Origin of the sequence: Pseudoalteromonas sp. 5Ae-yellow, assembly GCF_014077565.1 — a bacterium.
In the GTDB taxonomy this organism is placed as follows: domain Bacteria; phylum Pseudomonadota; class Gammaproteobacteria; order Enterobacterales; family Alteromonadaceae; genus Pseudoalteromonas.
This window is the reverse complement of the sequence record NZ_JACGWD010000047.1, coordinates 25,900-36,226: the sequence shown is the minus strand read 5'-3', so window position 1 is coordinate 36,226 and position 10,327 is coordinate 25,900. Positions and strand designations below refer to the sequence as shown.

The window sequence follows — 10,327 nt, the reverse complement described above, 5'->3', positions numbered from 1 at the left end:
ATGTAGTTATTTGATTAAATCTTTACAAAACAATCTTTTATACTTTGGCATTAAGCTTGTAATAGTTTATTTGTATTTAACTATTACAAGGCTTAGCCATGACTTCTAAAATTATCCTTAATGCAAACGATTCAATAACCTGTCCTCATTGTGATACTGATTTTCATGTAAAAGATGCAATAGCAAAGCATTTAATTGAGCAACATGAAAACGAGTATGAGCAACTACTCAACCAGCAATTAACTTCCTTTAAAGCCCAAGCCACAAAAGAGGCAGAAAAATCAGCGTCAAAAATATTTCAGCAGCAATTAACCCAATTAAAAGAGCAGTTAGAAGATAGTAAGCAAAGTGCAGAAATACTAAATGCTAAGATTGAATCTGAAAAAGCAAAAGTAGAGCAGCGCGTGAGAGAGGCTGTCAGTTTAGAACAACAAAGCCTAGAAGAGTCAATTAAATCTAAAGATGAGCAATTAGATCAATTTAGAAACGAAGAGCTTAAACTCAGAAAAGCTAAAACAGAGCTTGAAGATAAACAAAAAAACTTTGAGCTTGAATTAGCACGTAAAGTTGAAGAGCAAAAGCAGTTACTTCGCGACGATGCTGCAAATGAGTTCAAATTGATAGAAGCTGAGTACCGTAAAAAAATTGATGATGCTTCCAAAGCTAATAACGACCTTAAGCGCAAGCTAGAGCAAGGGTCACAACAATTACAAGGTGAAGTTTTAGAGCTTGAGCTAGAGACTACATTGGCTCATTTATACCCAGTAGATTTTATTGAACCTGTAAAAAAAGGAGCTAAAGGCGCAGATGTTATTCAAACAGTTTGCATGCGCTCAGGTACTGTGTGCGGTAAAATAGTGTGGGAGACAAAGCGAGCTGAAAATTGGTCAAACGCTTGGGTTAGCAAACTTAAAACAGATGTACAAAATGCCGCTGGTGATATTGGAGTACTAGTAACAACAGTTTTTCCTGCTAATACAAATGAGCCCATGTTAATGCTTGATGGAGTTTGGTTAGTTAAACCTGCTTTAGCAAAAGGTCTTAGTGAAGCACTTAGAATCGTACTTTTAGAGTCACAGCGCCAAAAAACGGTTAGTGCGGGCAAAAGCGAACAAGTAGAGGCTATATATGATTATATTTGTAGCACGCAATTTGTTCATCGTTTAAAAGCGGTTGTAGAACATCAAGAACAAATGAAAATTGAACTTGATAAAGAAAGAAACGCAATGCAAAGGATCTGGAAAAAGCGTGAAGGGCAAATTACAGGGATAACATCGCAAATGATGTCGATTTGTGGGGAATTGCAGGGCCTCTCGCATGGTGGTATGCCAATGTTGGATGAAATAGCTACTCTAGAGTAATAAACAAAAACCAGTTAAGAGCAAATTTTGCTCTTAACTGGTCGCTAATATAAGTGATTTATCTAAATAATTACTTAACCACTTGATTTGAGTAAAATGAATGGTAGATTAACGCTAGTAGTATATAACTATCCCAAGGTCGGGAAGCAGCATCAACAAATAAAGTTTTAGATACAACCTTTACCGGGTTAACCCCTTATTTACCCACTCACCTTAAGAGTTTTGATCCAAAATCATATTCCTGTAAACCTATTAAGTTACCTCAGTTGTGGGATGCATTTGAAGAAACAGGAGATTTTCAAACTGATTTATCAAGAGTTCGTGAATTCATTAAAAATAGCCCAAGCGTAAGCAGGTTGCAGGCAGCGTAAGTCAACAGCGTTGCAGTTCCGACGCGAAGTGAACCTCGCATGATTAAGGAATAGCCAATCCAGGCCAGTGGAGTCATGACCCACCAAAAGGCATCAATCTGGTGCTGATTGATCCAAGGTGGCTCAGGGTACTGCTCAAAAAACAGCAAGTTGTCCGTGTAGTGAAGGACACTACCGGCGACAAGCGCCAACAGCAACCGGCCTAGCCAGGGTTGTTTCACTTTCATGCGTCGACACTCGTGTAGGGCAAACCTGCGAACCATTCCAGCATCTCACTCCATTGTGGTTCTGCGGATTGTCGGAAGTAACCCATGTGTCCGATCTTGCCGCCGACCAATTCTGGGTTCAGGTCTTTGCGCACTAAAGGAGCGTTTCGGTAGCTCTGCACGAAGGCATCGCGAGAAAGGGGAGAAGCCCAAAGATCGTCCAACGCATTAGCCGCCACGATAGGCGTTTGAACTTCCGCATAGGTTTTTTCGATCCCACGCATGCTGGGGTCATCGAAGAAGTAGTGTGGGTACTGACACCAATGACGCCATTGATGAAAAACGTCAACTGGCAAGTCCTCGCCCATACCCAGCATCTTCCACGGGCAATAACCCTTCCACCATGTCAATAAAGGAAGAACTAGCCTCCACATCATAAGAACACGCAACCGTTCTCCCAGTGGCATGTAACCATGCCAGCCCGCTCCTGTGCCAAAAACATAGAAGCCAGTGACCTTATCGTGGTTGGGCAGTAGCCCAAAGGCATGTCCGCCGAAGGAGTGACCCACAACGAACATGGGCGTTGTATCGTCGACCATAGCTTCAACCGCAGCCGCGAGATCCTGACGAGCCCAGTCCAAAAGATCCATGCGAAACCCCTTAAGAGAAACAGGACGCGATTCCCCTATGCCGCGATAGTCGAACGTTAAGGTTTCATAGCCTCTGGCGCTAGCGAATTGCGCAAATCGTTTATAGAACCCTTGAGGAACGGCTGTGGCTCCCGCAACGACTAGTTTTCCTTTCAACGGACTGCCAGCCGGATAACGCTTGCCACCCAAGGTGAAACCATCAGCGGTGACGAGGTTTACGGGGAAAGCTTCTGTAATCATAGTTATCTCTCAATTATAACGGTCGTTATAGGTGAATTTTATGCTAACCTATAACGACTGTTATAACAAGGATCTTCCTGATGAAATTTCACCAAGCCGATACCCGCCAGCGCATGGTCAAAACTGCCGCCGAGATGCTGGCACAGCATGGTCTCAATGCCACAAGCATCCGCGAAATGTCCAAACGCGCCAAGTCGCCTCTAGGATCGACTTACCACCACTTTCCCGATGGCAAACAACAGGTGGTGGTTGAAGCCGTCGTGTTCGCAGGAGAGAAAGTTGCAGCGAGTCTGGATCACCATTTGCGAAAAGGTGCAGCCCTTGGAATACGTGAATTTCTGGGAGTGTGGCGAGTAATACTACTGGAATCTAACTTCCGCATCGGATGCCCGGTGCTGGCTGTTGCAGTAGAGGAGCCTTTAGATGAGGTAGCGGAAAATACGCTGAAAGCCGCCGCAATAATTTTTAATCTATGGGAAGAGAAACTAGCAGCAGCTCTAATTGCCGAAGGGAGTGATTTGGCAGCTGCATCAGGGATCGCCACGCTGGTTGTTGCAGCTGCCGAGGGAGCTATCGCACTGTGCCGCGCCCAACGCAGCATTGATCCGTTTGATCGAGTTGAGGGGCAATTATTGACTCTGCTTACACAGGTTTAATTTTTCCATCATGGCTCGTGCCCGTCAACCGGGTCGTATACTCAAGCTAGAACATGGCCGTAGCCTTCACAGCCAGCGGAATTAATTAGGTATCTGGCGAGCATAGCACCACAGTGTTAAGCTCGCCAGATTGCCGATTACAGACCCTTAACGGCCTTAGTGACCTCAGCGACATTAGCACCAAATGCTTCAGCTGTCTTGAGGTCACCCGGGATCATCTCATCTACCGAAGCATCAGATGGCGACGCAACGAGCAGCCCTTTGTAGCCACCAAGATGATTGAGATCGTCACGAGTCGAACTCTTAGCATTGGATGGATGCATACCCGTACCTGTCCAAAGCATTTTGTGCTGGGCAGCCAACGTCGATAAATACGAAATGGTCGATTCCTTGTCGCCATTCAGTGTCGCTGAGCAGTTAAAGTCGTTACGCAGTGCGATTAATAAAGGTATGAAGCAAGAAACGATCGAGTTAATTGTAAAAGTGCCTAACCACTCTGCAGTTAATCAAGGTTTTATTGAACTTGGCGAGCTGATTGACAAGCAACAGATTGACGATAAAAACGTATTACTTACCTACCAGACTATTGATACTGAACAACTAACCGATGAACTATTTAAATGTGCCCATTGGATCGAGGTTGCTAAACCTGAAAAATTGCGGCAAAGAATCACTACAAAGCTTAAAGCGGCCGTTAACATCTATAAATAACTCCAACTAGTTTGGGTGCGTCAAATATTGACGCACCTGCTTGCTATGCTCCATTTTAAAGTTAAGGAGTAGTTATGTTTCAATTAATTCAACAAAATGATGGTTTATCGATTGGTGTATTTGGTATTGGTGGGTGTGGCTGTAATACGCTTAACAGTATTTTTGAACAACGCGAGTCTGAGCAGGCGCACTTGTATAGCGTTAATACCGACAAAGTGGTACTTATAGAATATTTCATGAAATGACACGGAAAATATTAGGGTAGTGGTCACCTGATTTGAAATTTTTGGTTTGGAATTTGTGATTTGAGGTTTGTGAATTTGCAAGGGTAGGGGTCTAATTTTGAGGAAGATTAAAGAGCTAAAAAAGTGGTTTGGGCGCTTGGGCACAAGTTTGGGCACAAATCGATAAAAACTGGAATTTTTAGGATGATCTTTTGAGGCTTGGCTCTCGTTATTTTAAAATTTTGAATACAAAATAATAAAAAACTAAGAATTTAATTTTTAGTTGAATAATTAAACGAATATATTGAATAGGGTTTTTAACTGTTTGAAATATAGAGTTTAATTGGTACGACCGAGTGGATTCGAACCACCGACCTCTACCATGTCAAGGTAGCGCTCTAACCAGCTGAGCTACGGTCGTACAATTTTTTTAGGATTCTTAAATGTTGGTACGACTGAGTGGATTCGAACCACCGACCCCTACCATGTCAAGGTAGTGCTCTAACCAACTGAGCTACAGTCGTATTACTTTATTTAAGTAGGTGTTAATTGCTTAACAACGGCGGCTAATATATAGCGTGGCGGTTGGTGAATCAAGCAAGTTTGTTGTTTTTGAGTTTATTTGCCGTTTTTTTATTCACATTGGGCTTATTTCACACGTTTTATAAAATACTTGCCACCAAACCACATGTTTTTTAGCTGAGCTTTTAAGTAAGTTCAGTAAGTTACTTGCTGAGTCCGTTTTGACTAAGTTATTAATTTGAGGGCTTGAGATACTTTCGTTAAACCAAAGCTCATTATAAAGCGGTTGTAGTACCTCCAGATAACCAGTTAATTGCGCTTGATAGGGCTGAATTTCTTTTAGGTAAAACTTTTGAAATACGTTGTTTATGATTTTTGCGCTTTTATTATTTTTACCCTGAGGGCATAGGGTATTCAAGTTTAGTGTTTTTACAAACTGCGTGGCGCTGTTATTTAACACTACCTGTTTACGGGCCGATTGAATGAGTGCTTGGTTAAATTGAAATTTATTAAGCTGCTCGAGTGCACTAAAAATAGAATTACTATTAATTTCACTAAATTCTTTCGCCTTAATTTTCTGCTTAATGAATACAAGTTGCTTTAGCGCAATTACGGTATCGCTAAAACCTGCAGGTTCAGTAGTAAGCTCGTTTGAGGTGAGTTGCCAGGTACGATTTAGCTCTGGCTCTTTAAATAACATGGCGTTAAAAAAGTGCATTAGGTGTGTTTCTTTATAGTTTTTGGCAGCGAGTATTTTTGTATAGCTAGGGCTGTTTTTATCAAGCGTATTTAAGCAAACTTGTGCACTTTTGATAAAGTTTATTTGATATTTTAATTGCCCAGCAGCGCTGGCGGTTTTTCCTAATTGGTTATTGTGCTCACTTATAAGCACGTTAAGCTTACATTGGCTAATGCCTGCAAGCTCAACAATGCTCAGTGTTAAGTCACTTTGTGCTATTGGGGTAGGCTGCAGTAAGGGGAGTTGCTTGAGTGGCGCAGGCTGTGTTGGGCTTGTATCAACTGTGCTACTTAAGCGTTCAATATAAGTAACGTTTATATTACTTTGTGGTTTGTTGCAGCCAGTAATCGTTAAAAAACACATTACCAGCAAAGCAGCTGGTAATGTTTTAAGGCTGAGTTTGTTAGTTTTGATTGAGTGCATCAATTTTAAGAAATTCATATTTTAGACGTTTTTTTACCGTTAGCATTAATAAAATAGCAGCGACACTAAGACCTACTATTATCCCAGTCCAGAAACCGTGTGGCCCCATAGCTGGCACAATTATGTCTGTTCTTGCCAATACGTAACCTAAACAAAAGCCGATTAACCAATACGATATAAACGTAATATACGATATAGGCGTGGTGTATTTTAACCCACGGAGTATGCCATTTGCTGCAACTTGGAGTGCATCAGGTAATTGGTAAATACACGCTAAAATCATAATTGATGAAGCCAATGCCATAACAGCGGGGCTGTCGGTATACAGTTGGCTAATTAAATCACGACCGGCAAACGTAATAAGTGCTAAAAATAACGCCACAGCAATGGCTAAAATATAACTGGTAGAAACCGCAACTTTTAATTGAGTCATGTTCTTTTGGCCGTATAAGTTACCTATACGAATGCTAATAGCGATTGATAGGCTCAGCGGCATCATAAACAGCAATGTAGTTACACTGGCTGCTATTTGATGCCCCGATATAGCTACTGCACCTAAATGCGCTATAAATAGCGGTATACACGCAAATAAAGTGACTTCAAAAAAGGTGGCGAGTGAAATTGGTATACCTAACTTAGTAATAATACCAATGGTAGTGAAATTAGGTTTTTCGAATGATGAAAGCAGGCCTTTAGCATCTACTTTTTTACTCATTTGGCAGTAAGTGACTTGCGCTATTGCCATAACAGTTAAAACAATGGCTGTGGCAATGCCACAGCCCGCGCCGCCATAGGCAGGAAAACCAAATAAGCCATTTATGAAAATATAATTTACCGGAATATTAACAGCTAAACCTAATAGGCTTATGTAAAACGCGGGCTTGGTCATTCCCATGCCTTCGGTAACGTTTCTGTATACCGTAAAAGTTAAAAATCCAAACACACCCCATTTCACAAAGTGAATGTAGTCAATGGCAAGGTTTGCAATTGCAGGCGTTGTATCGAGCTTAAAAATAATAGCATCTGCTAAATGGGCAATTCCAAAGCCTGTAAAGCTCAAAATAGCGGTTAAATAAAGCGCTTGTTGAAAATAGTGGCTAATGCCTTTGCGGTCATCACTACCCGAAAACTGCGCAATAATACCGGTAAGCGCTAATAAAATGCCTTGAAGGCCAAGTAATAATGGGTTCCATATTCCTGTTGCAATAGACAGTGCAGCTAAGTCAGTAGGGCTAACTTGGCCTGCCATAATTGTGTCGACGACCGACATTAAAATAAGTGTAACTTGCGCTAAAAAAACAGGTAAAGCGAGGGAAAGTAAACGCTTGGCTTCCCAATTGCAAAAGGTCATAAAAACAGCTAGTTGATAAAATAGGGCGTAATTGTAATCTATTGGGGTTTAAATAAAAATCACAGTAGTGAATGATTTTATGAGTTGATACGTTAAACTAGCACTTTGTAATAATTTAAAGTGATTTTATGTTTACAGGAATAGTGCAAACGCAAGCTACGGTGGTCTCTAAAACTCAAACAGACGGTGTTTTACGCTTAGTTGTATCGGTGAGCGATGAGTACGTTAAGCATTTAGATTTAGGCGCAAGTATTGCTATTAATGGCTGTTGTTTAACAGTTGTGCAAGTTGAGCTAAGTAATCACGATGTGGTAGCGCAAGTGCATTTTGATGTGATTGACGAAACCCTAAAGTTAACTAATTTAGGACTGCTTGAGTTAGGTAGTTTAGTTAATTACGAACGCTCTGTTACGTTTGGTACTGAGCTAGGTGGGCATATAGTGTCTGGGCATATTCATTGTACGTCACAAATTTCTCAAATAGTGAAGCTTGAGAACAACTGCAAAATACAACTCAGTTTGCCAAAAGAGTGGCAAAAGTATGTGTTATATAAAGGGTTTGTTGCTATAAATGGCGCAAGCTTAACCGTGGGCGAAGTTGATGAACATGGTTTTTGGTTACACCTAATTCCGGAAACGCTCGCCATTACAAACATTGGTGCAGCGCAAGTGGGTGACAAGTTTAATATTGAAGTTGATCAGCAAACTTACACTATTGTAAATACGGTAGAAAACTACTTACGCCATCAGGCTTAAGTTAAAATATTTGTTCGTCGTCACTGTCTACGTGTAGCTCTAATTTATTGTTAGCATGATCTATATGCATATTTAAATGAATTGGGTTACAGCAGGCAGTGCAATCTTCTATGTAGTCTTGATCTCCCATGCTTGCGTCTAAGTCTAAATGTATGTGGTGTCCGCAGTGTGGGCACGTTATTCGTTGTGATAAAAAATCTTTCATAATCACTCCAGTTATAAATAATTAAGTTAGATTTAACTTAATCGCTTACAGATGAACGCCTACTTACTCATTAAATATAGTGCTGAAATGCAGCTTATGACACTTATTTTATACCTTCAAATACCAGCTTTTCTATATGTTGTTTAGCTTCAGTAAGATAGTGACCGGCAAAGATGTTAGCGTGATTTAAAATAGGGTATAGCTGGTATATTAACTTACGTTTTTCGTAATTTTGAGAAAGCGGATAGTGCTGGTTATAGGCGCTATAAAAGTCTTTTGGCAGTGGCGCAAATAGTTCGCTCATTACAATATCCACTTCCCGATCACCATAATAACAAGCCGGGTTAAATACCGTTGGCTCTGCTTTTAAAAAGCCCATATTTCCTCGCCAAAAATCGCCATGCAGTAATGAGGGCTCAACTTGATGACTATGCAGCTGTTCTTTAACGGCATTAATTAAGCGCTCGGGTTCAATAAAGTTAATGCCTTTTTCAGCGAGTAACTGTAATTGCCACCCTATACGCTCTTCGGCGTAAAATACATCCCATTTTTTATGCCAGCGATTAGGTTGTATAGTAGTGGCTATGTAGTTGTCTACATCAAAACCAAACATGGCTTGGTCGTGTTTTTGATGCATTTTAGCCAGGCTGCTTCCCATAGTTGCCCACGTGTTGTGGGGTTGTTTATCTAAAACAAGCCACTGTAAAACAATAAACGAAAACTCTATATTTGCACCGGTTGTAATACATTCAGGGACTTTAAAATTACTATTTTGCGCTAAAAGCTTTAAGCCAATAAATTCACTTTCTAAACGCTCGAGTTCGCTTTTTAATGCTATTTTAACGAAGAAGTTATGCGTACCATTGGTAATATGAAATAGTTTATCGGTATTTGTACTTTGTAATTGGCGTTTATAGGTGTGTTTAAAGTCAAAATTAATGGCTTGGCTGATGTGCTCATTTACTGTTTTCCACATAACAATTGCTCGCCTTTTAAACAGATACTTAAACTATGGCAAAAAGGTATTAATTTAACAATCTAAACGTTGTAAAATTAACGACTATATTGCATAAAAATTACACTTACTGTAATGGAGTAAAAATGAACAAAAGTTTAATAACCAATTTGCTAGCGGGTTTATGTGTTGTTGTAGGTTTTATGTTTAACCAAGCAATTGTGTTATCAGTTGGTTTATTTGCACTTTCTGGCGCGGTAACTAATTTATTAGCGATTCATATGTTGTTCGAAAAGGTCCCGTTTTTATATGGCTCAGGCGTTATAGCGCTTAAGTTTGAAAGCTTTAAAGTAGCTATACGAAACCTAATATTAACGGAGTTTTTTTCAGAGCAAAAAATTAATAATTTACTCAATAAAGCGCAGCCCAATATCGATTTTGAGCCAATAATTAGCAATGTTGATTTAAACCCTGCATTCGACAATTTACTTGTCGTTATTGAAGAGTCACAGTTTGGTAGCATGTTAGGGATGTTTGGTGGCACAGCGGCAATAGAGCCAATGCGTGAAAAGTTTATTGAAAAAATGCAATTGTCGCTTAGTGAGATTTCCCAAACTGACGATTTTAAAGCATTAGTAAGCCAAACACTCTCACAAGGTAATAGCGCAGAGAGCCTACATAAAACAGTACTTAAATTAGTTGATGAGCGCTTAGATGAGCTTACCCCAAAAATGGTTAAAGAGATTATTCAAACCATGATCCGCGAGCACTTAGGCTGGCTTGTTGTGTGGGGTGGTGTGTTTGGTGGTTTATTTGGTTTAATAGCGGCCGTGATTTAAATATAGCTACTGATACCAATTAAAAAAACAATCATTTTATCGCATTAAATAGCGCAATTACTGCGTTAAAAATTGTTCGTGTACGAGTGCATGGATGCAGGAGGTAGAGCAATGCAGGG

The 10,327-nt window shown here is 40.3% G+C and carries 13 protein-coding genes and 2 tRNA genes; 6 read left to right on the top strand and 9 right to left on the bottom strand.

The features are described from left to right. The first annotated feature begins 98 nt into the window (after window positions 1–98). Window positions 99–1,361, top strand: a complete 1,263-nt coding sequence (locus H4J63_RS13300; RefSeq protein ID WP_182197021.1) for a DUF2130 domain-containing protein — start codon at window positions 99–101, stop codon at window positions 1,359–1,361. 298 nt (window positions 1,362–1,659) lie between these two features. On the opposite strand, the gene H4J63_RS13295 is transcribed toward H4J63_RS13300, so the two are convergent. Together H4J63_RS13295 and H4J63_RS13290 are read right to left on the bottom strand one after the other, a co-directional pair. Continuing rightward, window positions 1,660–1,959, bottom strand: coding sequence for a hypothetical protein (locus tag H4J63_RS13295; RefSeq protein WP_182197019.1), 300 nt, complete (start codon window positions 1,957–1,959; stop codon window positions 1,660–1,662). Beyond that, complete coding sequence (locus H4J63_RS13290) at window positions 1,956–2,828, bottom strand: alpha/beta fold hydrolase (RefSeq protein ID WP_182197017.1); 873 nt, start codon at window positions 2,826–2,828, stop codon at window positions 1,956–1,958. Before H4J63_RS13290 ends, H4J63_RS13295 begins: the two co-directional genes overlap by 4 nt. An 80-nt stretch (window positions 2,829–2,908) precedes the next feature. Between H4J63_RS13290 and H4J63_RS13285 the strand changes: the two genes are divergently transcribed. Further along, window positions 2,909–3,484 (top strand): TetR/AcrR family transcriptional regulator, encoded by a 576-nt coding sequence (locus H4J63_RS13285; RefSeq protein WP_182197015.1) that lies wholly within the window; start codon window positions 2,909–2,911, stop codon window positions 3,482–3,484. Window positions 3,485–3,621: 137 nt separating this feature from the next. Here H4J63_RS13285 and H4J63_RS13280 read toward each other — a convergent pair whose 3' ends face one another. Beyond that, window positions 3,622–3,807 (bottom strand): hypothetical protein, encoded by a 186-nt coding sequence (locus tag H4J63_RS13280; protein ID WP_182197014.1) that lies wholly within the window; start codon window positions 3,805–3,807, stop codon window positions 3,622–3,624. Window positions 3,808–3,874: 67 nt separating this feature from the next. Here H4J63_RS13280 and H4J63_RS13275 point away from each other — a divergent pair, with 67 nt between their 5' ends. Further along, entirely contained in the window at window positions 3,875–4,195 is a 321-nt protein-coding gene (locus H4J63_RS13275; protein ID WP_259365668.1) for a WYL domain-containing protein, read from the top strand. Between the two features lie 74 nt (window positions 4,196–4,269). After that, window positions 4,270–4,440 carry a hypothetical protein gene (locus tag H4J63_RS13270; RefSeq protein WP_259365667.1) on the top strand — a complete coding sequence of 57 codons (171 nt, stop codon included), beginning with the start codon at window positions 4,270–4,272 and terminating at the stop codon, window positions 4,438–4,440. 323 nt (window positions 4,441–4,763) lie between these two features. Here the strand turns inward: H4J63_RS13270 and H4J63_RS13265 are convergent. The 4 genes from H4J63_RS13265 to H4J63_RS13250 all read right to left on the bottom strand — a co-directional run bounded on the left by H4J63_RS13265 (window position 4,764) and on the right by H4J63_RS13250 (window position 7,454). Beyond that, a tRNA-Val gene (locus H4J63_RS13265) sits at window positions 4,764–4,840 on the bottom strand. 26 nt (window positions 4,841–4,866) lie between these two features. Next, window positions 4,867–4,943 (bottom strand) — tRNA-Val (locus H4J63_RS13260). Between the two features lie 113 nt (window positions 4,944–5,056). Then, on the bottom strand, window positions 5,057–6,121 hold the full coding sequence (locus H4J63_RS13255) for a DUF3080 domain-containing protein (RefSeq protein ID WP_259365666.1): 1,065 nt from the start codon (window positions 6,119–6,121) through the stop codon (window positions 5,057–5,059). Continuing rightward, window positions 6,084–7,454 carry an MATE family efflux transporter gene (locus H4J63_RS13250; RefSeq protein ID WP_182197012.1) on the bottom strand — a complete coding sequence of 457 codons (1,371 nt, stop codon included), beginning with the start codon at window positions 7,452–7,454 and terminating at the stop codon, window positions 6,084–6,086. Before H4J63_RS13250 ends, H4J63_RS13255 begins: the two co-directional genes overlap by 38 nt. A gap of 128 nt (window positions 7,455–7,582) precedes the next feature. Here H4J63_RS13250 and H4J63_RS13245 point away from each other — a divergent pair, with 128 nt between their 5' ends. Next, window positions 7,583–8,209, top strand: coding sequence for a riboflavin synthase subunit alpha (locus H4J63_RS13245; protein ID WP_182197010.1), 627 nt, complete (start codon window positions 7,583–7,585; stop codon window positions 8,207–8,209). Window position 8,210: 1 nt separating this feature from the next. On the opposite strand, the gene H4J63_RS13240 is transcribed toward H4J63_RS13245, so the two are convergent. Together H4J63_RS13240 and H4J63_RS13235 are read right to left on the bottom strand one after the other, a co-directional pair. Next, complete coding sequence (locus tag H4J63_RS13240) at window positions 8,211–8,414, bottom strand: CPXCG motif-containing cysteine-rich protein (RefSeq protein WP_008166246.1); 204 nt, start codon at window positions 8,412–8,414, stop codon at window positions 8,211–8,213. Between the two features lie 103 nt (window positions 8,415–8,517). Beyond that, window positions 8,518–9,390, bottom strand: coding sequence for a fructosamine kinase family protein (locus H4J63_RS13235; protein WP_182197008.1), 873 nt, complete (start codon window positions 9,388–9,390; stop codon window positions 8,518–8,520). Window positions 9,391–9,515: 125 nt separating this feature from the next. Here H4J63_RS13235 and H4J63_RS13230 point away from each other — a divergent pair, with 125 nt between their 5' ends. Continuing rightward, window positions 9,516–10,208: a DUF445 domain-containing protein gene (locus H4J63_RS13230; RefSeq protein ID WP_182197006.1), complete on the top strand. Its 693-nt coding sequence runs from the start codon at window positions 9,516–9,518 to the stop codon at window positions 10,206–10,208. Window positions 10,209–10,327 lie beyond the last annotated feature (119 nt).

Excerpts from the sequence above, each read along its gene's own strand:
- H4J63_RS13240 (WP_008166246.1), bottom strand. The coding sequence starts at position 8,414 with ATGAAAGATTTTTTATCACAACGAATAACGTGCCCACACTGCGGACAC.
- H4J63_RS13280 (WP_182197014.1), bottom strand. The coding sequence starts at position 3,807 with ATGCATCCATCCAATGCTAAGAGTTCGACTCGTGACGATCTCAATCAT.
- H4J63_RS13230 (WP_182197006.1), top strand. The coding sequence starts at position 9,516 with ATGAACAAAAGTTTAATAACCAATTTGCTAGCGGGTTTATGTGTTGTT.
- H4J63_RS13290 (WP_182197017.1), bottom strand. The coding sequence starts at position 2,828 with ATGATTACAGAAGCTTTCCCCGTAAACCTCGTCACCGCTGATGGTTTC.
- H4J63_RS13300 (WP_182197021.1), top strand. The coding sequence starts at position 99 with ATGACTTCTAAAATTATCCTTAATGCAAACGATTCAATAACCTGTCCT.
- H4J63_RS13285 (WP_182197015.1), top strand. The coding sequence starts at position 2,909 with ATGAAATTTCACCAAGCCGATACCCGCCAGCGCATGGTCAAAACTGCC.
- H4J63_RS13235 (WP_182197008.1), bottom strand. The coding sequence starts at position 9,390 with ATGTGGAAAACAGTAAATGAGCACATCAGCCAAGCCATTAATTTTGAC.
- H4J63_RS13295 (WP_182197019.1), bottom strand. The coding sequence starts at position 1,959 with ATGAAAGTGAAACAACCCTGGCTAGGCCGGTTGCTGTTGGCGCTTGTC.
- H4J63_RS13255 (WP_259365666.1), bottom strand. The coding sequence starts at position 6,121 with ATGAATTTCTTAAAATTGATGCACTCAATCAAAACTAACAAACTCAGC.
- H4J63_RS13250 (WP_182197012.1), bottom strand. The coding sequence starts at position 7,454 with ATGACCTTTTGCAATTGGGAAGCCAAGCGTTTACTTTCCCTCGCTTTA.
- H4J63_RS13245 (WP_182197010.1), top strand. The coding sequence starts at position 7,583 with ATGTTTACAGGAATAGTGCAAACGCAAGCTACGGTGGTCTCTAAAACT.
- H4J63_RS13270 (WP_259365667.1), top strand. The coding sequence starts at position 4,270 with ATGTTTCAATTAATTCAACAAAATGATGGTTTATCGATTGGTGTATTT.